Source organism: Micromonospora sp. NPDC127501, assembly GCF_040302185.1.
Taxonomy (GTDB): domain Bacteria; phylum Actinomycetota; class Actinomycetes; order Mycobacteriales; family Micromonosporaceae; genus Micromonospora.
This window is the reverse complement of the sequence record NZ_JBEORJ010000007.1, coordinates 130,516-151,303: the sequence shown is the minus strand read 5'-3', so window position 1 is coordinate 151,303 and position 20,788 is coordinate 130,516. Positions and strand designations below refer to the sequence as shown.

Sequence of the window (20,788 nt, the reverse complement as noted above, 5' to 3'; positions counted from 1 at the left end):
GTTCTGTTCGTCGCGCACTGGACACGATCCAGCGGCCCGACGAGGGCTGTCGGCACTACCAATACCCCCTGGGGGTAGTTACGCTGTGGCAATGCGCGAACGGGTGATCCTCGTCGTCGGGTACGACGGGGCGGAGCTGCTCGACATCGCCTGCGTCACGTCCAGTCTCGACATCGCCAACCGGATCGGTGCCGCGCCGCCGTACCGGATCGTCCTGGCCACCCCCGGTCAGCGGGAGATCACCTGCGACTCCGGCTTGCGGCTGGCGGGCGAGGCGAGCCTGGAACGGTTCACCGGGCCGGTGCACACGCTGCTGGTGACCGGCGGCCGTGGGCATGAGCAGGCGGCGGCGAGCCCGCACCTCGTCGGTCACGTCCGGCGGCTGGCCGGTCTGGCGGAGCGGGTCGCGTCGGTCTGCACCGGGTCGACGGTGCTGGCCGAGGCAGGTCTGCTCAGCGGCCGGCGGGCCACCACGCACTGGATGTACGCCCACCGGTTGGCGGAGCGGTTTCCCGACGTACGGGTCGACGCCGAACCGATCTACGTCCGGGATGGCCACCTCGCGACCTCGGGTGGCATGACGAGCGCTCTGGACCTGACCCTCGCCTTCATCGAGGAGGATCACGGCGCTGCCCTGGCCCGGGGGGTGGCAATGGGCACTGTGGCGTACCTGCAGCGGCCCGGCGGGCAGGCCCAGATGAGCATGTTCCTGGCCCGCCGGACCACCGACGACGTCATGGTCCGCGAGATCAGCGACCACATCGTCAGCCACCTCGCCGACGACCTGAGCACCGCGGCGCTGGCCCGGCTCACCGGCGTCAGCGAGCGTCACCTGTCCCGACTGTTCGTCGAACATCTGGGGCAGACGCCGGGGCGCTACGTGCGCCGGGTGCGGACCGAAGCCGCCGCGCAACTGCTGGCCTCGACCGGCCTGCCACTGGTGGCCGTGGCACGACGGTGTGGATTCGGCTCGCCGGAGTCACTGCGGCAGGCGTTCGTCGACCGGTACGCGATGCCGCCCGCCCGTTACCGGGCGATGCAGGCGGCGCCCACGGGTTGATGCCAGGGCTTCGGCCCAGCGTCACAGCGATTCGGACACGATCGATACCGAAGCGGTGCCGACCGCTGTGACGTCGGCAGGATCGTGGACATGACCGAGCAGTCGTCAGTGCGCCGGCCGGGACTGGCCGACAGGTGGCCGATCGCGGTCGCACTCGCCGTCGTCGCGGGCGCGATCACGGTGATCGGTCTGGTGAACGAGCACGCGGAACTGTTCGGACCGGCGGTGGCCACCATGGCCGGCATCTACCTCATGGCGTACGCCCTCGGCCGGCCGTGGACTGCGTGGCTGGCATTCGTCATCCTGAGCGTCGTGGTGACCGGCCTGCACCTGCTGGCACGGCTGCTCGCGCTGCCGGTCGATCCGGCGGTAGGGATGACGCTGCTGCTGGTGCCGTTGTGGGTCTGGGCGGCAACTCGACGTCGGTCCAGGCCGACCCGGACGTTCTCGGTGCAGACCGCGGGCATGATGGTCTTCGGCGCGATCACTCTGCTGACCGCGACGACGCAACCGCAGGTGGGGACCGCCGTGGCGGGTGTCGGCTTCCTGGCACACGGCATCTGGGACGCCTATCACTACCGGGCCAGGCTGGTGGTGACTCGTTCGTGGGCGCAGTTCTGCGCGGTTGTCGACGTCGGCGTCGGCATCGCCCTGCTCATCGCGGCCATAGGCTGAGTAACCGATACACACCGTTGTCAATGGAGAGTGCGCAATGACCACACGTAGCGGCAAGGTGATCGCCGACCAGACCATCTCCGCCGACGGGTACTCGGCCGGGCTCAACCAGACCGAGGAACGCCCGTTCGGCGACGACGGCGGCGACGGCTGGGGCCGCCGGCTGCATTCCTGGATGTTCGACTTCGGCGAGGAGAACCAGGCCGAGGTCGACCAGATCAATGCCGCCGGCGCCGTCATCATGGGGCGCAACATGTTCGGGCCGGTGCGCGGCGCATGGGATCGGCAGTGGAACGGCTGGTGGGGTGACGACCCACCGTTCCACAAGCCGGTGTTCGTGCTCACCCATCACGCCCGCGAGCCGCAGCCGATGGCGGGCGACACCACCTTCCACTTCGTCACCGACGGGATCGAGTCGGCGCTCGCGCAGGCGCGCGCGTCGGCCGGTGGCGGCGACATCTTGATCCACGGCGGTGCGACCACCATCAACCAGTACCTCGCCGCCGGCCTCGTCGACGAGCTGCGGCTGCACATCGTGCCGGTCACCCTCGGCGCCGGCGTCCGGCTGTTCGATGGTGTCCCGCCGCTGAACCTCGAACAGGTGACGGCGCGTGCAGCGAGCACGGTCCTGCACGTCACCTACCGCGTGCTCGTCACTCCTCCTCGGCAGCCTGCCCGACGAGCCGGCGGAAAGCCGTAGCGGCAGAGCCCTACGACGGAGGATGCGTTGTCTGCTATCGCGTCACTGACAGTGGTCCCCCGGGACAGCATCACCGAGCTGGCTCGCCTGGCCCGCACATCGCCGTCGTCGTTCCGCGCGTACCTGGCCGAACATGGGAGCAGGACGCGGCAGGAGTACGACTGGTCCGGCTACTGCATGCTGTACGTCCGGACCTATCTGGAGGAACGCGGCATCGACCTGGAGGCGCCGGAGTTCAATGCCGAGTCGGAGGCCATCAACAGCGCGTACGGCCTGACCACGCTCATCACTCCGGCGCCAGGGTTACTGGATCAGCTCGATCCCGGCGCGCACCGTGAGGAGGAGTTGACCGCCCACTTCGAGGAGATGGGGGTGGCCTTCGAGGAGAGCGGCATGGCCGGTCTGGACACGCTGAGGCTGTTGCGTGACAGCATCTCCGACCTTCGCGACGACCAGGTGTTGCTGCTCAACATCGGCTGAGGCCGACTCATCCAGGCGGCGTCACCACCGACTGGATTGGCAGGGCGTACGGCGGCCGCCGTTCCGGATGGAAGCGTCCTGAACACTCAGGCTGAGCGTGTGGCCTGTTGGGTCGTGAGTTCGGATAAGAGTTCGACCGCACGATGTGTTCCGCCTTCGGAGCGCACCAGCTCTCCCATCTCGGCGGCCCGACGGGGCATCGTGGTGTCGGATCTCGTCGCTTCGACCGCCCCGATGAGGCGTTCGGCGGTGATCTGCCGCTGCGGGATGGGGTTCGGTGCAACGCCGACGGATCGCATTCGCTCGGACCAGAACGGCTGATCACCGGTGAAGGGGCAGATCACCTGTGGGCGTCCAGCGAGCAGCGCGGCAGCTGTCGTTCCTGCTCCGCCATGGTGAACGATCGCCGCGGTGCGAGGGAAAAGCCAGTCGTGTGGAGCGTCGTCGACGACGTGGACGGAGTCGGTGTTCGAGCCTGCCATCGCGATCCCGCCGGCGCCGGTTGCGACAACGGCTCGCAGCCCGGTTGTCTGGACCACCTGTTGGACCATCTCGCCGATCGACTCGGGGTTCTGGCCTCGCATGCTGCCGAAGCCGACGTAGATCGGCGGCTCTCCGCTGTCGAGGAACCTTGCCAGGGCGGGCGACGGGCCCTGGCCCTCGCCGGCGAGGGTCCAATATCCCGTCACGGGCGCGTATGCGGGCCAGTCGGCCGGCTGCGGCAGGGCATGGCGGCTGAAGGCCTGAAGTACGAAGGCAGGGCCTCCGTCGGAACGGCGGAACGGGTCACCGGACCCACGCCGAGACCCCAGTCCGAGTCGTGCGCGCCAGTGCTCCCCTACCGCCCCGAGAAGCATCCGAGGTGCGAACGCGGCCGGTCGGTAGCTCAGCCGGTTGAAGGGCCTGGGCAGCCACGACGGCGCCCACATCGGGCACGCGAAGGCGTCGGTCGGAACCCAGTTCGGTTGCAGTGCCACCGGGACCGAGGGGACGCCGAGGGCCTCGGCGAGGTGCTGGCCGGGGAGCATCGTGTGGTGCACGACGACGTCGGTTTGGGCGGGAACGGCTGCGGTGATGTCGTCGAGTACGGCGGCGAGGTACTGCCGGGTCCGGCGCACCACCTCGATGGCTGTCCGTTTCGCTTTCAGCCCGCGGTAGTTCGTCGCGAGTGCCTCCTGGATGTGGGGCTCGTCGGTGAGCCGGTTCCACCGGTCGTCGACGGGCGCGAACGGAACGCCGTGGACGGCGGCGAGCGACTCGTAACACGCCGGCCCGGCCACCAGCACCTCGTGGCCGGCGTTGGACAGCGCGCGCCCCAGGGCGACGAACGGCTGTACGTCGCCACGCGTCCCGAACGCGAGCACGAATGCCTTCATCCCGCTGAGATCCCCTCTGTTCGACCGCGTCGCGACACCCTCTGCAACCCGCAGCCCACGTCTGACCTGGCTGAAATTTCAGTACAGAGCATGTCGGTGGCGGCCGGGATGGTCAAGTCCGGTTCGCGGAGAGCGTGCGATGTCGCCGGGGATCGCGGTGGCCGGCGGGCTAGGGTTTCCCCTTGTGACCGACCAGGGTGCGACAGGAGAGGCTTCGCTGACGCAGCAGGCCTACGCGGCTCTGCGTACCCGCATCGTGACCTGTGAGCTCCCGCCGGGGTCGTCGCTCACTGAGCGGGGACTGGCCCGCTCGACTCCGTACGGACTGACTCCGATTCGTCGGGCACTCGCTCGTCTGGATCGCGATGGGTTGATCATCACGCTGCCCCGGGCCGGTTACGTCGTGAGCCCTCTCGACGCTCAGGACGTGTCGGAGCTGGTCGAGGCGTGGGATCTCATCGGCCCCGAGCTTGTCCGTCTGGGCTTGGAGCGCCTGTCCGACGTCCAGGCGCAGGAGCTTGCCGGGCTGCTGAGCGAGTGGTCCCCGCCCGATCCCGACGGCGAGCATCAGTTGGAAGCCGTCCTGCGCTTCTCCGAACTGTCGATGCGTGTCTTCCAGGTCCTGGCCATCGCGAGCGCGAACCGCTGGTTGCGGTCAGCCTTCGACCAGCTCTCGGACCAGATGTCGCGCCTGTGGGTCACCCTGCTCAAGGGCCGCGAAGTCCCGGAAGAGCTACAGCAGCTCATAAGCCGCTGGGATCGCCACATCGCAGGCCGGCAGCCCGAGGAGATCGCCGAGCACCTGCCGCAGTTGATCAAAGACAGTGGCCGAGCGGCACGTGACCTGTTCCACGACCTCGCAGCGACACCGGATGCGCGTCGACCGTCGTAGGGTGCGCGGCTCGGTCTGCTGGCTTGGCTGTTCCAGCGGCCCATTCGAGCGCGCAGTTCGCACCACCAGCCCCGCTGCCTGATCGTCGCGGGCACGCCCCACAGCCGGTTTGGCTCAAGCGACGGCGGGAACCCGCGGCACCGGACGGCTCTTGGATGACCACCGTGGGCAGCCCTGCCTGCGGTGCGTGACCGGGCGCTCTCACCTTGGGGGAGGCTCATGCGCTGGTTCCGCGCGGCTCGCGGCGCCTCCACGAAGGGCGCAGTCAGATCCAGCAACCCGATCGGTGCGGAACGAGACCCGAAGCGGGCAGTCACCTTCAGTGACGCGGTCATTGCCATCGCCGTGACGCTGCTCGTCCTGGAGATCCAGCCGCCGGAGGACACCGAGCACCTGCTCCGCGGCCTCTTCGACCTGTGGCCCTCATACGTGGCGTACGCCATCACCTTCCTGCTGATCGGGCAGATGTGGGTGAATCACCACGTCATGTTCGACCACATCCGCTCGGCCGATCGCATGCTGCTCCTGCTCAACACCCTGCTGCTGATGGTGATCGCGTTCCTGCCGTTCGCCTCGTCCCTCCTGGCCCACGCATTCGAGTCCGGCCACGGCCAGCGAACCGCACTCATCTTCTACGGAGCCACCTACGAGGTGGCCGCGATCCTCTTCAACGTGATCTGGGAGTACGCCAGGCACGGCCGTCGCCTGCTGACCTCCACCACCGACAACGACACCGCCCGGGCGATCAGCAGACGCTTCCGCCCCGCGCCACTCTGGATCGCCGCCGGGACCGCGCTGGGCGCCCTTCATCCGGTCGTGGGCCTCGTAGTGGTCGTCGCGTTCATCCCCTTCTACTGGCTGCCGATCAGAGGCGAGGTCGGCAGCATCCAGCGCGCCCGCGAGCAGGGTCAGGGTGACCCGTAGGTGTAGAGCCAACTCCTGCGGGGTGGTGGCATCGACCGTTGTAGGGTGCGTGCCGTGGGATACGGAGTGATGCCCTCGGGCCGTCTGAACCTCCCGGTGTCGGAGGACGCCGCGGCGGTCGCCGCCGTCCAGGCCGCCCTGGCTGAACGAGGCGGCTGGTACAGGCCGGGTGAGTTTCCGTCGGATGGCACGCTGGTCGACCTGGCGGATCCGGCCAGGGCCACAATCGTCCGCGACGGAGACTGGATCGAGTTCGGGTACGACGACGAGGGCGACCCCAAGTGGTCGAACTACACGACGGCCTTCTACGTCGCGATTGCGCCGTTCGTTCGCTCGGGAACCGTCCAGATCGAGGGCGAGGACGGCTCCCGCTGGTCGTACACCTACGCGAACGGGCAGATCACCCAACAGGGTTGGAACGGTTGGGATGGGTCCATCGAACCGTTTGGCGAGTATGTGGACCACCCCTAAGCGCGGTCACTCACCGGCCGCCAGGACTTCGGAGTCTCCTCGCCGCGCAGAATCCCAGGCCGGCCGCTGGGGCTCGTCGTTGTGCACGACGATGTCGGCGTGCCGGGTCGGGCGGGTCGTCGCGAAGTAGAGCTGCTGGGAGGGGATGTAACGCTCGCGCCAGCGCCGTTCGATGTCGGCCCGAGCTGACACCCGGCGCTCTCGGATCACGGCACGATCCACGGTCTTCTCCAATGCCGTCGACACGAAGATGCGCAGGTCCCACCGGTCAATCAGTTCCGGGCGCAGGAGGAAGACGCCGTCGAAGACGAGCACGGCGTCGGCCGGGGCGGTCGTGACCGGCGGGGACAGCACGGCATCCGTGGTGCGGTCGTAGACCGCAGGTTGGAAACGTCGATCTCCGCCCGGGCCGAGCGGATCGAGCAGAACCCGGTTCAGCGCGTCGTAGTCGTGGGTGTCGTAGTAGCAGCCTTCGGCCGAGTACTCGCCGCGCGGATAGCGCTGCGCCCGAGGGAAGAGGAAGTCGTCGATCGTGGCGCGGACGACGTCGCGGCCCTGTTCGCGCAGGACGACGGCCAACTCGTCGGCGAGGGTGGTCTTGCCGGCGGCCGGCGGCCCGTCGACCGCGACCCGCGTCGGGTGGGCGACCGTGACGGACCCAACTGCCTCAGCCAAGCGCCCGAGCAGCTCGTCGCGCGTGCCTTGAACCATGTCCTGCCCCCTCCTCACGTCACCGCTCTCCGGTCGGGCCGGATCAGAGCCCCCATCGAAGGTGGCCACATCACGTAGGGTCTGCCGATGGTCGCACGGTTCCTGGCGTACCTCCGCCCGCCGCTTGTCGTCTGCGGACACCTGGTTGCCCTGGTGTTGCTCGTCCTGGACGCGCGCCGCGAATGGAGTGCGTACGGACTTGTCATGCTTCTCCTGTTGCTTGGTGCGCTTGCCGCGATACCAGCGGTGTTGGTCGACCGGCCCGGGTTCCGGCTGATCAGCCTGATCGCACAGACCGTCGGAGCCGGCGTCGTCCTGTTGGCTCTCCACGACTCGTCCGACAAGCGGGCTCTCTGGGTTTACGTGCTGTCCGCCCTGGCTGCGGTGATCTCGCCGGCCAGCCGGCCAGGGCTTGGCCGGACGACAGTGATCGGCGTGGGGACGGCAGTGGTGCTCACCATCGGCGTGTCGGCTCCAGCACTGGCCTGGGGTGGTAGTCAGCCCGAGGCGGTGGTTTGCGTGCGGGAGGGGCAGTCCGCTGAGGAACTGGTGGTCGAGAACCACCGCTTCGACCCGAACCGTGTGGTTGCGGGCTTCGGGTCAGAAGGGCCACAAGCGCCGTGCCTGGAGGTGCTGTTCGATCCGGGTGCCACCGCTGGCGACGCCGACGACGTCGTCCACCGCTACTCCGTAGACCCGAGGGTCTCGTCCGTCAGCCGGACACGCTGACACTCAGCGCACAGGCGCGCCGGACCTCAATACTTTGGGCTCGTGGCGCTACCCCTCGGCCGGCAGGTCGTGAAACCACCGGCGGGACGATGCGGGTACCAGCAACAGGCCGACGATGACTGACGCACCAACGATCTGCAGCAGCCTTAACGGATCGGCCTTGGTGATCGTGACGACGCCGTACCCCACGCTGATGGTCGAGAAAACGGTTGTCCAGAACCGGGCCCGCCCGCTCCCACGCCACAAGCCGTGAGCCAACGCCAGGAGAAGGAGTACGCCCAACAACCCGGTGGCCGCGGATGGACCATTCGTAAACATCGTCGACGCCGGGATCGTGGCGCCCACAAGCAGAATCACGGCGGAGACGGCGACCGGCACAGGAACGCGTCGCTGACTCTGCTCGATCATCGGCTCATGCTAGGCGTCATTCATCCCGTCCACTGGCCTGCGGTCCGCTACAGCACCACCGGGATCAGTTCGATGTCGCACATCGCCACGTAGGGCTCAACCAGTCGCTTGGCCTCCTCGGCATCCTTCTCGGTGAGGAAGACGCCGAGGTTGTGCCGCCTCCGACGGCCGTCCTGCTCGGTCAATGCAGTCAGCAGGTGCAGGTAGCGGTGTCGTTCCCGGCGTACGCCCTCTGGTAGGCCGGTGAGGAACGCCTCCGCCACCTTCTGTGGCGAGGCGATGTCCAGCTCGCCGCCGACTCCGCTGAGCGGCTTGACTGGCCACATCGGGTCGTACGGACTGAACGTGTTGAAGAACGAGGGCTGCACATCCGACAGCTCGCCCTCGCACCACCCGACATTGACGGCGATGACGTGGCCGGTCACCCCTTCACTCTCCAGCACGAGCACCCTGGCATTCTCCGAGCGGTAACCGTCGTCACTGATGTCACCGCGGATCCGCGTGGCCTCGTCCCTGGTCGCGCACCGGATCACCAGCCCGCGGTACGCCGCCTGGATCTGCACGGCGTCGACCGGGTTGAACAGCACCTCGATCGTCGTCGGCAGCCGGCCGTGACCCTCGGGCATCTGGTCCGCCCGCAGCAGGAGCTGGCCGTGCGTCGCCGAGTACGACCACAGCGCGAACAGCCGTTCGCTACGGAAGAGTTCGACACCCGGGCGGAAGTCCTCGTCACGGTTGAGCCAGACCTTCGACGTCATCTGGTCACCCTCCGACACCGCGACGGCGATCGTCAAGATCAGGATTCCGAAGCTCGGGTGCGACAGCCGTTTGGGGCGGATCTCCTCGTCGGCTCGACGGTGCCCGAAGCGTCAGCTTGAGAACTGTCGATGCCCAGCTGTAGCGTCCTGCCGGTGGGACGGCTAGCGGAGCGGCACCGTGATCTCGCCGGGTGGTTGGTGACGCCGCTGTTCACCCTGGTGGCCGCTCCGGTGTTGGCCTGCCTCGTCGGGGTGTTGGGAAGTTTCGGGGACCACAACGGCCCGCCGGCGCTGTGCAAGGAGGCCATGGCGGAAAACATGTGCGAGGAGACCAGCCTCGGGGTGGTCGGCGTACATGTGCTCATCTCAGGCGCCATGTGGTTGCTGCTCTGGGTCATCCCGTGGTGGCGAGGTCTTCGCACGGTGCGAGTACTGCTGGCGGTCGCCGCGACGGTCGTTCTGGTACTCCTGCCAGTACGGATGTTCAACTGGTCCTGACACGCCCGGCAATCGCGCGTCACCGAATGGCTGATCATCCGCGTGCTGGCCCACAGCGGGCTGCGCTGGCCGTTGCTTGCTGAGGGCGGCGTGACCCGAACCCGCGACGAGGGATTATGAGATCAAGACGGGGCGAGCCGGCGACCTGACCCGGCCTGGTTGCCGAACACATCCCCCGGGTAAAGGCAAATCCATGGACCCCCGAACCTTGTTCCACATGCTGTTGGGCGTCGGCGGTCTGGTCCTTGCCAGCTACGGCGCTCGTCTCCTGCTGACCGGCCGCATGTCGCCTTTCACCCGGAGAAGGTGGAGGCGGCCGGCTGACGCCGCGATGTGGTTCCTCTGTGCTGGACTATCGCTCTTGTTACTCGCAGTGGGCTACCTCGGACGTCTCATCGGCGCGATCGGACCCGAAACAACGTTAACGCTTGCGAGCTTGGCGCTCGTGTTCCTCGCCGTCGGCCTCGTCAGGTATCGGCCACGCGACAGCAGACGTGCCAGGTCTTCGCACCTGAACTAGCCAGCTTTCTACGCCGCTGCCAGCGCGGCCGATGTGGCTCGCTTGGCCGCCACTGTCGGACCTGACCCGGTACTGGTGCAGCTTGCGGCAGGAGACGTTCGCTCCGACGCCATGATCCACCCGCTCTATTTCTGTTATGCCAATTGACACAACACCATGCAGCTCCTAGATTTCCCGTCATGGATGAGGTCAGACGGCCCGGACGGCCTCGCAAGACCCCCGGCCAGCTCGCTCGGTGGACTCCACCGGAGGGCTGGTCGCGCCTGGTCGCATGGCTCTCGCCAGAGGAGAAGAGGGCGCTCAAGCACGTCGCCGTCGAGGCCGACGTGGCCGTGGCCGATCTGGTCCGTGCGCTGGCCAGCGGTCTGGTCGACGGGGTCATCACCGCCGAGGAACTGATCGGAAAGGTCAGAAGAGGGGCACAGGTCATGGAGAAGATCCCCACACTGTTCGAACGCGACGAGCACTTCCGGGTCGTCGACCGGCCCAGGCCGGACTGCGCCTGGGTGTTCGACGGCGAGGGCGCCCCAACCGAGAAGCTCGACGGCTCCAATGTGCGCCTCACCGTCCGATCTGGACAGCTGGTGCGAGTGGAGAAGCGCCGCAACCCCAGCAAGGTGCAGAAGCAGCAGGGAATCGTCGATGGGTGGTACATCGACACCGACGATCACGCTGCGGAGGACAAGTGGATACTGGTCGCCGCCCGCAACACCGACGTGTCGGACTGGCCCGACGGCGAGCACGCGTGCGAGGCGCTGGGTCCCCGCGTTCAAGGCAACCCGCTCGGCCTGGAAGAGCACACGTGTGTGCCGTTCAACCTCCGCGTGCCCGCCCTGCCGGACGCGCCCCGCAGCTACTCGGAGCTGCGGGGCTATCTAGCCGCGTTGGAGAGCCGGTTCGCCCCGGGCCACTTGGCCGAGGGCATCGTGTTCCATCACCCGGACGGCCGGCGCGCCAAGATCAAGCGTAAGGACTTCCCCCGCAGCGCGTGATTTCTCGCCGTCGCCCCATGGCGCCCAAGGTTCGACGTGAAGACGGCGGGAGGGCGACCCGGCTCCCCCGTCGTCCTCATGCGGACCAGATGCGGACCGCCCACCTGGGCCCGGGGCATCCGCACCGTTCGACGCACCACCGATCGCCAGTGCGCAACATCAAGGTCAGCCGACCTCGTAAGGTCGCGGTCACCGCCGACGATGTTGGCATCAACCGAAGGGGCACCGCATGAGCGCACCCGAGCATGCCGTCATCGTCCGATACTCCCTGCCGGGCGGTGGTTGCGGTGAGGAACAGGACCGGCAGGCTATCTACGACCTCGCAAGCCGCCTGACAGAAGCCATTGAGGCCGCCGATGCCGGTGACCTCGACGGCCACGAGTTCGGCGGCGGCGAAGCGGTCCTTTACGCCTACGGTCCCGACGCCACCCGACTCTTCGCGGCGATGGAGCCGCAGCTGCGAGCCTTCCCGACCAAGCCAGCGCACGCCACCCTCCGCTTCGGCGAGCCAGACGACCCGACCGCCATCGAACAGCGCATCGGTCTATGACGACCCGATAGCCCTTCTCAGGACAGAGTTCTAGACCGAACGTCAAGCATGTCCTGGGATGGATTCGTCAAGCATGTGGTGGGACTAGACAACGAGTCCAACTACGTGAGGTCCCTGGCAAACAGCGCTACCACGGTCGGGTTATGCGTGCTGAGGCCGATTCGCTCGGCCCAACGTCCGAGGCCGACGAGTCCGATCTCCTGGGCCTCTTGTTCCGTGACGGCCGCAACGACCGCGCTCAAGGTGGTCGCGCGATCGCCAAGTCTGGAGATGGCGATCGGGTTCACGCGGGAGTCATCCGTGTCACCGTCACCCTCGCACCAAGCGGGCGATGCTCCGGCGTACTCCACTGTCATGACCCACGTCAGGTTGGCAGCTGATTCCATGGCTGTCCTTTCCAGCTCTCCTCTGGTCCGAACTTGGGCTCGACCGGCAGCACGTCGGCTTACGTTCGCATCGCGACGACGGCTTGGCCCGCAGGGCTCCTTCGGCGACCTCTTCGCGCAGCGCTCGGCCGGTTGGGCGACCTCGCGACAGAACTGGAGGTCTTCGAAGCCGTAGGTGGCCACGTCGTAGCTGCTGGCTCCGAAGATCAGGCGGCGGACGCGTGCCCTAGGCAGCATGGCTGACCAGGAGATTTCGTGGTGGGGCGGGCGGGACTCGAACCCGCGACCGAGGGATTATGAGTCCCCTGCTCTAACCGGCTGAGCTACCGCCCCGAACACCGCGCCGGATCTTATCCCGCCCGGTGGATCACGGGCCAGCAGCGATCCAGCCCCACCTCATCGACTCCGCCGCCGTCGCCGCAGCTTCACGATGGGCAACGTGAGAATAACAGTGAGCAGCCAGAGCACCACGACGCCGCCCCAGAGCGGTTCTTCGCCCGGTTTGGTCTCGGTGAGGAGCATGGCGAGGGTCAGCAGCACGCTCAGTGCGCCGACCACGAGGACGCCCATTCCGCTGAGCACCATCGCAGGAATTTCCCACCAGGTGCTGGTTGCGGATTCGGTGGGCTGCCGTACGACGGCCTGTGGCTGTGGGATCGCGTCTGGGGCACGGGCCGGCATCGGGATCTGCCGGTCGCCGGGCACCTTGGCGTCGATGGCGGGGATGGCCCCCGGGTGCAGGTTGAACAGGGTGGGCTCGATGTGCAGCGCGATGGCGTCCGAGCCGATGAGCTGCCGGGCACCGTCCGGCCAGACCAGCATGGCGGCGCAGTCGTCGTACCGGACGGTCAGCGGGTCGCCGGTCTGAAGGAGGGTCACCCCGTCCACGCCGACGCGCAGCGCGGCGTTCCCTTCCTTCGACGAGTAGGTGGTGCCTTGCAGGATCTCGGCCGAGTGAGTGGGTGCGGCGGCGAAGCCGGCCCAGTCGGCGGTGAGTCCGCCGGGCACCATCAGCAGCGCCGACGCGATCATCTCCTCAGCCACCTCGTGCAGGTCGGCGAGGTCGACGGCCTTGAGTTCGGCCCGGTGCTCGTCGACGCTGAGGTTCGGCTCTCCGGTCAGGACGTTGAGGGCGTACGACGGCAGCCGCGCCGCGTCCACCTCGGCGATGCCGAGGAAGTCTTCCCGCTTGGCGATGGTGGCGTCCAGGTCCGCCTGCTCGATCCGCCCGACTCGCATCTTGGCCAACACGTCGATGAAGCCACCGAGCACCGCGTCCTGCTTCTCCGGCAGCGCGTCGGCGAGTGCCCGCAGCATGGCGTAACCGTCGCCGCGCGGCTCGTACCCGGTGGTGGTGGTGTAGGAGAGGCCGGCCTCCTGGCGCAGCGAGCGGTACAGCTCCCGCTCCAGCACTCCGCTGAAGACACTGGCGGCGGCACGGCGGCGCACCACCGAGTCGAGCACGACGGCCCGGGAGCCGCTCACGAAGTACGCGGGCGTCTGCGGCAGCGCCGACGACGCCGTCGGTGCGGGCTGGCGGGTCCCGGCGGGCAGCGCCAACCGCAGTTCGGCGGGCACCCGGTCACCGGCGATCCAGAGCACCGCGTTCTCCCGGGTGAACCACCGGGCGGTCCACTCGCGCAGGTCGTCCGCGGTGAGCGCGCCCAGGCCCCACTCGGGGTAGCTGATCAGCCCGTAGTCCCGGGCACCGTGTCGCCACAGCGGGATGCTGTCGACCGCGGCGGCGCCCCGACTGCTCCACTCGGTCCGCAGGATCTCCTTCTCGACGTCCAGCCTGGCTACCGGCAGGTCGGAGAGGTTCCCGCAGACCGCGGTGAGGAAGGCCGCGATGTCCGCTTCTGAGCCCTGGGTGTGGAACGTGGTGAACGCCTGGGCGGTCGCCCCGTTGACGTGGTAGTCGGCCAGGCCGAGCGGCGCGAGCGCGAGATGTTCGATGAGGTGGGTGATGCCGGAGCGGACGAGCGTCTCGTCGGCGGTGCCGACCCGGAAGGTCAGCCCGGCGCGCATCGGCCCGCCGGTGGCGGCGAGCAGCGTGGGAACCCCGTCCACGTCCAGGTGCTGGATCATGACTGGCCGCCCTTCGCGTACGCCTTGGCGCGGAACTTCGTGAAGCCTGCGGCCCCGTCGACGTAGTCCCAGGGGTATTCGGTGCCCCGGTTGCCGAGGGCGGTGAACTGGGTGGCGGCGGCGGTCCACTGCTCGGTCAAGCTGAAGATCAGTGCGAACGCCGAGCGAACTGAGACCCAGCCGGGCCGGTCGACGAAGTCCGGGTGCAGCACGGACCGCTGCCCGGCCCGCATGACCTCGTCCACCACTGCCGTGTTGCGCAGGTACGCGGCACGCTCCCGTTCGGTGTCGAACTCCAGCCAGCGTTCGAGGTGCGCCTCGGCGATCACCACCGCGTTGAGCGCGCCGTCCGGGGCGGCCTGGGCGCACTCCCTGGCGAAGCCGAACGCGCGGTCCCAGTTGCCGCTCCACTTCGGGCAGAACTGTTGGAGCAGGCTCGACTGCGCGGGCGCGTGGTGCGGGTGGTGCTGCGCTAGGCGGTCGTAGCGGCGGCGCGCTTCGGCCTGTCCCAGTTGGAGGCCGCGGTTGTTGGTGATCCGTTGGGTCCAGGCGGACGCATCGTCCGGGTGCCGGGCGGTGACGTCGATGAGCACCTGCTCGGAGCGGCGCAGGTGTTCGTGGAACTTGGCGAACTGGGACTGGCTGACGTGCTGCGCGCGGTAGGAGCTGCGGATCCGCCAACCGGCACGAATCAGGTAGGCGCCGAGCAGCATGCCGGCATGGGGGTCTTCGGGGTTCTCGTCGTACGCCCGCTGAAGGAACGCCTCGATTCCGACCTGATCGCCGACGACCCGGGCCAGCAGCGTCCGGCCGTCCGGGTCGCGGTCGGCGACCATCGCGCGGACGGCGGGCCAGTCGGCGGCATCGAGCGCCTTACGCAGGTCCTCGACCTCGGGGTACGCGGCACCGGCGTCGAAGGTGGGAGCCGGTAGAGGAGCGGGCATGGCGGCGATCATAGGTGATCAACTACGGCTGCGGGGCCCTCGTCTGCGGCGGGATTCAGCCGGCGCGCAGCTCGTCCAGCACTGCGCCGGCGGCGCGCCAGCCGCTGGTGAGAGCGCCCTGGATCGATGGGCTGTCCCGGTGGTCACCGGCCACGAACAGGCCTTCCCCCAGCGCCACCGGCTTGCGCAGCCGTCCCTGCGGCGGCGGTGCGGCGGGCAGCGCCTCGGGGATGACCACTGTGGTGAGGTGGGTCCAGTCGGCGGTGGAGCGGCCGTACAGCCGGGTCAACTCGGCCCGGATGGTCGGCTCGGGTGGGGCCGTGGGGCCGACCACCGAGGTGGCGATGAGGTGCCGTCCGGCGGGCGCGTACGTGGCGGCGGCGTTGCTGAGCACCACGGTGTTGGCGACGACTTCGCGTCGGTCGCCGTCGACGAGCAGGATCGGCTCGGTGAGCGGGGGCTCGGGAGCGCTGTGGTAGTAGGTGGTGTAGCTGTGCATGCGTACCGTCGCCAGGGCCGGCAGCAGCGCGGACGCCGCGGGCGGGTCGACGGCGACCACGACGGCCCGGCAGCGGATGTCGCCGGCCTGGGTGCGGACCCGGCCGGGGGTGACCTCCGCGACCGGGGTGTCCAGGTCGAGCAGGTCGGCGGGCAGCGGCGCGGCGATGACCCGGGGTAGGGCGGCCATCCCTTCGGCGGGCAGGCCGATGCGGCCGCGGGCGAAGGAGCGCAGCACCATCGCCAGCACGTGACTGGAGGTGGAGAGCTCCCGGTCGATGAACACACCGGACAGGAACGGTCGCAGCAGCTCCTCGATGATCGCGTCGGAGAGACCGGCGCGACGCAGGGCAGTCTCGCTGCTGGTCTCCGGCGCGGCGAGCAGCCGGGACGCGGGGAGGGTGGCGCAGCCGGTGGCGAGCGCGGCGAAGCGCAGCCGGTCGAGCAGGGAGCCGACCCCGGCGAGCGCGGTGCCGGGCCCGCCGGTCGGTTCGCGCAGCGGGTTGACCAGGCGCAGCAGCTTGTCGCCCTTGCGGACCAGCACCCCGGAGGTGAAGTAGCCGAGGTTGAGCTGGTCGGTGTCGAGCAGCGTGCCGAGCCGGGGGTAGGCGGTGTTGAGCACCTGGAAACCCCGGTCGATGAGGTGACCGTCGACCACGTCGGTGGCGACCCGGCCGCCGAGCCGACCCTCGGCCTCCACCAGCCGCCAGGGCACGCCGGCGCGGTGCAGCCGGCGGGCGGCGGCGAGACCGGCCAGGCCGCCGCCGACGATGACCACATCGGTTTCAGCCAGCACCGCGCGCCTCCCGCTCACCGTTCGCCCGGGACAACCGGCCCGGCCACCAGATCTTCGGCCCGATGTCGTACGCGAGTGCGGGCACCAGCAGCGACCGGACGATGATGGTGTCGATCAGTACCCCGACCGCGACCGCCGTACCCAATTCGACGAGCACCACCAGTGGCAGGACGGCGAGGGCGGAGAAGGTCGCGGCGAGCACGATGCCGGCGGAGGTGATCACCCCGCCGGTGACGGCGAGGCCGGCGAGCACGCCGGCACGGGTGCCGCGCTTGACCGACTCCTCGCGGACGCGGCTCATCAGGAAGATGTTGTAGTCGATGCCGAGCGCGACCAGGAAGACGAACGCGAACAGCGGGAACGACGAGTCCACGCCGGGGAAGTCGAAGACGTGGCGGAACAGCAGCGCGCAGAGGCCGAGGGTCGCCGCGAAGCTGAGCAGCACGGTGGCGATCAGCAGCAGCGGGGCGAGCAGCGCGCGCAGCAGCAGGGCCAGGATGACCGCGATGACCACCAGCACCACCGGGATGATGACGTTCTGGTCGCGCTTCGCGGCGTCGGAGGTGTCCACGTTGATCGCGGTGAAGCCGCCGACCACCGCGTCCGCGCCGGGCACCTGGTGTACGGCCACCCGCAGCTCGCGGATGGTCCGCTCGGCGCCGTCGCTGTCGGGTGGGTCGGCCAGGGTCGCCTCCAACTGCACCCGCCCGTCGACGACCTTAGGGGCGGCGTTCTCCTCGGGTGGGCCGGCCGGAAGGGGGCGGACGTCGGCGACTCCGGGTACGTCCTTCGCGACCTGGGCGACCTGTCGGGCGGTCTGCTCGGTGGTGAAGATGGTGGCCGGGCTGCCGGTGCCGGCCGGGTAGTGCCGGGAGATCACCTCCTGGCCGTCGACCGAGTCGGTGCGCTGGGTGAACAGGTCGGACTGGCCGAGCGTGGTGGCGCCGAGCTGGGTGAGGCCGAGGGTCAGCAGGGCCAGCACGACGGCGGTGGTCAGCCAGATCGGGCGGGCGTGCCGGGCCACGAAGCCGGCGACCCGGCTCCAGATGCCGTGTTCGGCCCGCGGGTCGGCCTGGTCGGCTCGGGGCCGTCGGGGCCAGAACGCCCATCGTCCGCCGAGCACCAGCAGCGCGGGGAGGAAGGTGAGCATCACCAGCAGGGTGGCGGCGATGCCGATGGCGGCGACCGGGCCGAGCGCCCGGTTGGAGTTGAGGCTGGACAGCAGCAGGCAGAGCAGGCTGACGATGACGGTGCCACCGGAGGCGATGATGGCCGGCGCGGCGCCCTTCCAGGCGGTCTTCATGGCGTCCCACGGGCGGTCGTGCCGGTGCAGCTCCTCCCGGTAGCGGGCGATCAGCAGCAACGCGTAGTCGGTGCCGGCGCCGAAGACCAGCACGGTGAGGATGCCCTGGGCCTGCCCGTTGAGTTTCACCACGTCCGCGTCGGCGAGCAGGTAGACGAAGACCGAGGCGAGGGCGTACGACATCCCGGCGGCGAGCAGCGGGAAGATCCAGAGGACGGGGCTGCGGTAGACGATCAGCAGGATGACCAGCACCACGACCAGGGTGACCAGCAGCAGTGGTCCGTCGATGGCGGAGAAGACCTCGATCAGGTCGGCGAGCAGACCGGCCGGGCCGGAGACGTCCACGGTGAGCCCGTCGCGGTCACCGCCGGTGATGTCGCGCAGTTGCTCGACGACCGTGCCGATCTCCTCGCCCTCGGCGTCGTCCACCGGTACGACGACCTGGAGTGCCTGGCCGTCGTCGCTCGGGATGGGCGGGGGCAGTGGGGTGACCACGCCGGGGATCTGGGCGAACCGGGCGGCGTCGGCGCCCACCCGTTGCCGGTCCGCGTCGGTGATCCCGGAGGACCGCTCGTAGACGACCAGAGCCGGGATGGTCTGCCGGTCGACGAACTCGGCGGCGAGGTCCTGGGCGCGGGTCGCCTCGGCGTCGGTGGGCAGGAAGGCGGCGTTGTCGTTGGTCGCGACCTCGCTGAGGCGCCCCGCGTACGGGCCGGACACGCCGCCGATCACCAACCAGGCCAGCACGACCGCCACCGCGATCAGCGTGGCCTTGCCGCCTCGTCCAACCATCCGCCCCTCACACCCCAAAGGTTCGACGCGTCAGCCGACGCCATCTGAACGAGAATCACCATCGCCCATCCTGCCGCCGAAACCGGCCCAGGCAGCGCGAATCCGGCATCCCGCCCGGGTCGATCACGGAGTTCTGTTGGTGGACGAAGGGCGCAGAACAGCACGTAACCGGCACCACAACGCCATGATCGACCCGGGATGGGGGGGACGGGGGTGGGGTGGGCATGACGAACGCCCGCCGGCTTCAGGCCGACGGGCGTTGGTGGAGAGGCTCCCCCGATTGGACTCGAACCAATAACCTGCCGGTTAACAGCCGGCTGCTCTGCCAATTGAGCTACAGGGGATCGTGCTTCGCCCGACTTCGGATCTCCCCGACGCCGTGCGACGGGACAAGAGTACAGGACATCCCCCGGTGATGGTCCAGTGGGTTGCCGCCCCGCCGTCCCCCTGACAATAGGGGTAAATCGCCATCCCGGCACAAGCATGCTTGAGCGGAGAGCAGGATGGGTAGTTAGCTGCGGACAGAGGACGCAGGCGCGAACAGGTCGCCTTCCGACGGGGCAACTCGCCGGGGCGACGGCGCGTCAGGTACGGAAGGAGCCGCCATGCGCGGAAAGATCATGTTTCTAGGCGGGCTGGCTGCGGGATTCGTCCTGGGCGCCCGTGCCGGCCGGGAAAAGTACGAAGAGCTCGTGGTCCGGGGCCGCAAGGTGCTCGACCACCCGACCGTCCAGGAGGCGGCCGGGGTCGCGCAGGCCCAGGCCAACAAGCTCTACAGCGAGGGCAAGGACAAGCTCGGCCAGACCAAACTGGGCGAGAAGCTGGGCACCGGCAACGGCAGCACCGGCAAGCAGGAGCTGACCGCCGCCGACGACGCGTTCGCCGGCACGCCCGCCACCGTGGGCGCCAAGGCGGGCACCAGCACGGTCGGCACGACCTCCGGGTCGCCGTCGTCCACGAACCCCCGCACCAAGCCGTCCGGCTCGGGCACGAACGCCAGCACGCTCTGACCAACCGCACGTCGACGGGCCGGTCGCCTTAGGGCGACCGGCCCGTGGTCTGTCCGACGTGTGGTCAGTCCTTGCTGCTGAACGCCGCGTCGAAGGCGGCGCTCGGTGCGTCGAAGGCGAGCCGCCGGACGAACTGCAACGCCTCCGGAGCGCCGACCAGCCGGTCCATTCCGGCGTCCTCCCACTCGACCGAGATCGGGCCGGTGTAGCCGATCGCGTTCAACGCGCGGAAGCAGTCCTCCCAGGGCACGTCGCCGTGGCCGGTGGAGACGAAGTCCCAACCGCGCCGCAGGTCGGCCCAGGGCAGGTGCGAGGCGAGCCGGCCACGCCGGCCATCCCCGGTACGCACCTTCGCGTCCTTGCAGTCCACGTGGTAGATCCGGTCGGCGAAGTCGAAGATGAAGTTCACCGGGTCCAGCTCCTGCCAGACGAAGTGCGACGGGTCCCAGTTCAGACCGAACGCGGGCCGGTTGCCGATCGCCTCCAGCGTCCGCTTCGTCGTCCAGTAGTCGTACGCGATCTCACTGGGGTGCACCTCGTGCGCGAACCGCACTCCCACCTCGTCGAACACGTCGAGGATGGGGTTCCACCGGTCGGCGAAGTCCTGGTAGCCGCGCTCGATCATCGACGGCGGCACCGGCGGGAACATCGCGAGGGTGTGCCAGATCGACGAACCGGTGAAGCCGACGACCGTCTTCACTCCGAGCTTCGCCGCCGCCCGCGCGGTGTCCTTGATCTCCTCGGCGGCCCGCTGACGAACCCCCTCGGGCTCGCCGTCGCCCCAGATGCGGCCGGGCAGGATGTCCTGGTGCCGCTCGTCGATCGGGTGGTCGCAGACCGCCTGACCAACCAGGTGGTTGGAGATCGTGAAGACCTCAAGGTTGTGCTTCGCGAGGGTCTCCCGCTTGCGCTCGACGTACGAATCGTCGGCGAGCGCCTTGTCGACCTCGAAGTGGTCGCCCCAGCAGGCGATCTCCAGACCGTCGTAGCCCCACTCGGAGGCGAGCCGGCAGACCTCCTCGAACGGAAGATCGGCCCACTGGCCGGTGAAGAGCGTGATGGGTCGCGCCATTGTCCTTCTCCCCTGTTGTGATGGGGATTCCTTGTGCGGACCAGGGCGAGGGTGACCGGACGTGCCCGGCACCCGAGCGGTCACCGGTGGGTGCGGAACACACCTGAGCCCGGCGGGTTGCGCCTCCCACCGGGTCACCGGCCACCAGCACGGTC

Annotated in this window: 22 protein-coding genes and 2 tRNA genes; 12 read left to right on the top strand and 12 right to left on the bottom strand. The window is 68.9% G+C overall.

The window, feature by feature from the left end:
* The first annotated feature begins 91 nt into the window (after nt 1–91).
* From ABTW72_RS18270 to ABTW72_RS18255, 4 genes are all read left to right on the top strand, one after another.
* A complete protein-coding gene (locus ABTW72_RS18270; protein WP_350860200.1) occupies nt 92–1,060 on the top strand; it encodes a GlxA family transcriptional regulator in 969 nt (322 codons plus the stop codon).
* A 90-nt stretch (nt 1,061–1,150) separates the two neighbouring features.
* Nucleotides 1,151–1,735, top strand: a complete 585-nt coding sequence (locus ABTW72_RS18265; RefSeq protein WP_350860196.1) for a hypothetical protein — start codon at nt 1,151–1,153, stop codon at nt 1,733–1,735.
* A gap of 37 nt (nt 1,736–1,772) precedes the next feature.
* Nucleotides 1,773–2,435 (top strand): dihydrofolate reductase family protein, encoded by a 663-nt coding sequence (locus ABTW72_RS18260; protein ID WP_350860194.1) that lies wholly within the window; start codon nt 1,773–1,775, stop codon nt 2,433–2,435.
* Nucleotides 2,436–2,462: 27 nt separating this feature from the next.
* Nucleotides 2,463–2,915, top strand: coding sequence for a hypothetical protein (locus tag ABTW72_RS18255; protein ID WP_350860192.1), 453 nt, complete (start codon nt 2,463–2,465; stop codon nt 2,913–2,915).
* Nucleotides 2,916–3,001: 86 nt separating this feature from the next.
* Here the strand turns inward: ABTW72_RS18255 and ABTW72_RS18250 are convergent, their stop codons facing one another.
* Nucleotides 3,002–4,291 carry a glycosyltransferase gene (locus ABTW72_RS18250; RefSeq protein WP_350860190.1) on the bottom strand — a complete coding sequence of 430 codons (1,290 nt, stop codon included), beginning with the start codon at nt 4,289–4,291 and terminating at the stop codon, nt 3,002–3,004.
* A gap of 184 nt (nt 4,292–4,475) precedes the next feature.
* Here ABTW72_RS18250 and ABTW72_RS18245 point away from each other — a divergent pair, with 184 nt between their 5' ends.
* From ABTW72_RS18245 to ABTW72_RS18235, 3 genes are all read left to right on the top strand, one after another.
* Nucleotides 4,476–5,183, top strand: coding sequence for a GntR family transcriptional regulator (locus ABTW72_RS18245; RefSeq protein ID WP_350860188.1), 708 nt, complete (start codon nt 4,476–4,478; stop codon nt 5,181–5,183).
* A gap of 219 nt (nt 5,184–5,402) precedes the next feature.
* A complete protein-coding gene (locus ABTW72_RS18240) occupies nt 5,403–6,107 on the top strand; it encodes a TMEM175 family protein (RefSeq protein ID WP_350860186.1) in 705 nt (234 codons plus the stop codon).
* Between the two features lie 54 nt (nt 6,108–6,161).
* Nucleotides 6,162–6,578 carry a hypothetical protein gene (locus ABTW72_RS18235; RefSeq protein WP_350860184.1) on the top strand — a complete coding sequence of 139 codons (417 nt, stop codon included), beginning with the start codon at nt 6,162–6,164 and terminating at the stop codon, nt 6,576–6,578.
* A 6-nt stretch (nt 6,579–6,584) separates the two neighbouring features.
* Here the strand turns inward: ABTW72_RS18235 and ABTW72_RS18230 are convergent, their stop codons facing one another.
* Entirely contained in the window at nt 6,585–7,289 is a 705-nt protein-coding gene (locus ABTW72_RS18230; protein WP_350860182.1) for a cytidylate kinase family protein, read from the bottom strand.
* A gap of 87 nt (nt 7,290–7,376) precedes the next feature.
* On the opposite strand from ABTW72_RS18230, the gene ABTW72_RS18225 reads away from it, so the two are divergent.
* Nucleotides 7,377–8,018, top strand: coding sequence for a hypothetical protein (locus ABTW72_RS18225; RefSeq protein ID WP_350860180.1), 642 nt, complete (start codon nt 7,377–7,379; stop codon nt 8,016–8,018).
* A gap of 48 nt (nt 8,019–8,066) precedes the next feature.
* Here ABTW72_RS18225 and ABTW72_RS18220 read toward each other — a convergent pair whose 3' ends face one another.
* Both ABTW72_RS18220 and ABTW72_RS18215 read right to left on the bottom strand, forming a co-directional pair.
* Nucleotides 8,067–8,426, bottom strand: coding sequence for a hypothetical protein (locus ABTW72_RS18220; protein WP_350860178.1), 360 nt, complete (start codon nt 8,424–8,426; stop codon nt 8,067–8,069).
* Nucleotides 8,427–8,473: 47 nt separating this feature from the next.
* Nucleotides 8,474–9,184, bottom strand: coding sequence for a hypothetical protein (locus ABTW72_RS18215; protein WP_350860177.1), 711 nt, complete (start codon nt 9,182–9,184; stop codon nt 8,474–8,476).
* Nucleotides 9,185–9,337: 153 nt separating this feature from the next.
* On the opposite strand from ABTW72_RS18215, the gene ABTW72_RS18210 reads away from it, so the two are divergent.
* The 3 genes from ABTW72_RS18210 to ABTW72_RS18200 all read left to right on the top strand — a co-directional run bounded on the left by ABTW72_RS18210 (nt 9,338) and on the right by ABTW72_RS18200 (nt 11,744).
* Nucleotides 9,338–9,682: a hypothetical protein gene (locus ABTW72_RS18210; protein WP_350860175.1), complete on the top strand. Its 345-nt coding sequence runs from the start codon at nt 9,338–9,340 to the stop codon at nt 9,680–9,682.
* 699 nt (nt 9,683–10,381) lie between these two features.
* Nucleotides 10,382–11,194 carry a hypothetical protein gene (locus tag ABTW72_RS18205; protein ID WP_350860173.1) on the top strand — a complete coding sequence of 271 codons (813 nt, stop codon included), beginning with the start codon at nt 10,382–10,384 and terminating at the stop codon, nt 11,192–11,194.
* 229 nt (nt 11,195–11,423) lie between these two features.
* A complete protein-coding gene (locus ABTW72_RS18200) occupies nt 11,424–11,744 on the top strand; it encodes a hypothetical protein (protein WP_350860171.1) in 321 nt (106 codons plus the stop codon).
* Nucleotides 11,745–11,845: 101 nt separating this feature from the next.
* On the opposite strand, the gene ABTW72_RS18195 is transcribed toward ABTW72_RS18200, so the two are convergent.
* From ABTW72_RS18195 to ABTW72_RS18165, 7 genes are all read right to left on the bottom strand, one after another.
* On the bottom strand, nt 11,846–12,130 hold the full coding sequence (locus tag ABTW72_RS18195; protein ID WP_350860169.1) for a hypothetical protein: 285 nt from the start codon (nt 12,128–12,130) through the stop codon (nt 11,846–11,848).
* A gap of 256 nt (nt 12,131–12,386) precedes the next feature.
* A tRNA-Ile gene (locus tag ABTW72_RS18190) sits at nt 12,387–12,463 on the bottom strand.
* Between the two features lie 63 nt (nt 12,464–12,526).
* The gene (locus ABTW72_RS18185; protein ID WP_350860167.1) at nt 12,527–14,218 is read right to left on the bottom strand and encodes a M16 family metallopeptidase; all 1,692 of its coding nucleotides are present in this window, start codon (nt 14,216–14,218) and stop codon (nt 12,527–12,529) included.
* Entirely contained in the window at nt 14,215–15,162 is a 948-nt protein-coding gene (locus ABTW72_RS18180; protein WP_350860165.1) for a tetratricopeptide repeat protein, read from the bottom strand. Before ABTW72_RS18180 ends, ABTW72_RS18185 begins: the two co-directional genes overlap by 4 nt.
* 55 nt (nt 15,163–15,217) lie before the next feature.
* Nucleotides 15,218–16,456, bottom strand: coding sequence for an FAD-dependent oxidoreductase (locus ABTW72_RS18175; protein WP_350860163.1), 1,239 nt, complete (start codon nt 16,454–16,456; stop codon nt 15,218–15,220).
* On the bottom strand, nt 16,446–18,551 hold the full coding sequence (locus tag ABTW72_RS18170; RefSeq protein ID WP_350860161.1) for an MMPL family transporter: 2,106 nt from the start codon (nt 18,549–18,551) through the stop codon (nt 16,446–16,448). Before ABTW72_RS18170 ends, ABTW72_RS18175 begins: the two co-directional genes overlap by 11 nt.
* Nucleotides 18,552–18,822: 271 nt before the next feature.
* Nucleotides 18,823–18,895: transfer RNA gene (locus ABTW72_RS18165), tRNA-Asn, on the bottom strand.
* A gap of 261 nt (nt 18,896–19,156) precedes the next feature.
* Between ABTW72_RS18165 and ABTW72_RS18160 the strand changes: the two genes are divergently transcribed.
* Complete coding sequence (locus tag ABTW72_RS18160) at nt 19,157–19,561, top strand: hypothetical protein (protein ID WP_334509634.1); 405 nt, start codon at nt 19,157–19,159, stop codon at nt 19,559–19,561.
* A gap of 64 nt (nt 19,562–19,625) precedes the next feature.
* Here ABTW72_RS18160 and ABTW72_RS18155 read toward each other — a convergent pair whose 3' ends face one another.
* Complete coding sequence (locus ABTW72_RS18155) at nt 19,626–20,633, bottom strand: sugar phosphate isomerase/epimerase family protein (protein WP_030488695.1); 1,008 nt, start codon at nt 20,631–20,633, stop codon at nt 19,626–19,628.
* Between the last annotated feature and the right edge of the window lie 155 nt (nt 20,634–20,788).

Excerpts from the sequence above, each read along its gene's own strand:
- ABTW72_RS18215 (WP_350860177.1), bottom strand. The coding sequence starts at position 9,184 with ATGACGTCGAAGGTCTGGCTCAACCGTGACGAGGACTTCCGCCCGGGT.
- ABTW72_RS18160 (WP_334509634.1), top strand. The coding sequence starts at position 19,157 with ATGCGCGGAAAGATCATGTTTCTAGGCGGGCTGGCTGCGGGATTCGTC.
- ABTW72_RS18180 (WP_350860165.1), bottom strand. The coding sequence starts at position 15,162 with ATGCCCGCTCCTCTACCGGCTCCCACCTTCGACGCCGGTGCCGCGTAC.
- ABTW72_RS18270 (WP_350860200.1), top strand. The coding sequence starts at position 92 with ATGCGCGAACGGGTGATCCTCGTCGTCGGGTACGACGGGGCGGAGCTG.
- ABTW72_RS18240 (WP_350860186.1), top strand. The coding sequence starts at position 5,403 with ATGCGCTGGTTCCGCGCGGCTCGCGGCGCCTCCACGAAGGGCGCAGTC.
- ABTW72_RS18230 (WP_350860182.1), bottom strand. The coding sequence starts at position 7,289 with ATGGTTCAAGGCACGCGCGACGAGCTGCTCGGGCGCTTGGCTGAGGCA.
- ABTW72_RS18195 (WP_350860169.1), bottom strand. The coding sequence starts at position 12,130 with ATGGAATCAGCTGCCAACCTGACGTGGGTCATGACAGTGGAGTACGCC.
- ABTW72_RS18155 (WP_030488695.1), bottom strand. The coding sequence starts at position 20,633 with ATGGCGCGACCCATCACGCTCTTCACCGGCCAGTGGGCCGATCTTCCG.
- ABTW72_RS18225 (WP_350860180.1), top strand. The coding sequence starts at position 7,377 with ATGGTCGCACGGTTCCTGGCGTACCTCCGCCCGCCGCTTGTCGTCTGC.
- ABTW72_RS18250 (WP_350860190.1), bottom strand. The coding sequence starts at position 4,291 with ATGAAGGCATTCGTGCTCGCGTTCGGGACGCGTGGCGACGTACAGCCG.
- ABTW72_RS18260 (WP_350860194.1), top strand. The coding sequence starts at position 1,773 with ATGACCACACGTAGCGGCAAGGTGATCGCCGACCAGACCATCTCCGCC.
- ABTW72_RS18200 (WP_350860171.1), top strand. The coding sequence starts at position 11,424 with ATGAGCGCACCCGAGCATGCCGTCATCGTCCGATACTCCCTGCCGGGC.
- ABTW72_RS18265 (WP_350860196.1), top strand. The coding sequence starts at position 1,151 with ATGACCGAGCAGTCGTCAGTGCGCCGGCCGGGACTGGCCGACAGGTGG.
- ABTW72_RS18170 (WP_350860161.1), bottom strand. The coding sequence starts at position 18,551 with ATGGTTGGACGAGGCGGCAAGGCCACGCTGATCGCGGTGGCGGTCGTG.
- ABTW72_RS18220 (WP_350860178.1), bottom strand. The coding sequence starts at position 8,426 with ATGATCGAGCAGAGTCAGCGACGCGTTCCTGTGCCGGTCGCCGTCTCC.
- ABTW72_RS18205 (WP_350860173.1), top strand. The coding sequence starts at position 10,382 with ATGGATGAGGTCAGACGGCCCGGACGGCCTCGCAAGACCCCCGGCCAG.
- ABTW72_RS18185 (WP_350860167.1), bottom strand. The coding sequence starts at position 14,218 with ATGATCCAGCACCTGGACGTGGACGGGGTTCCCACGCTGCTCGCCGCC.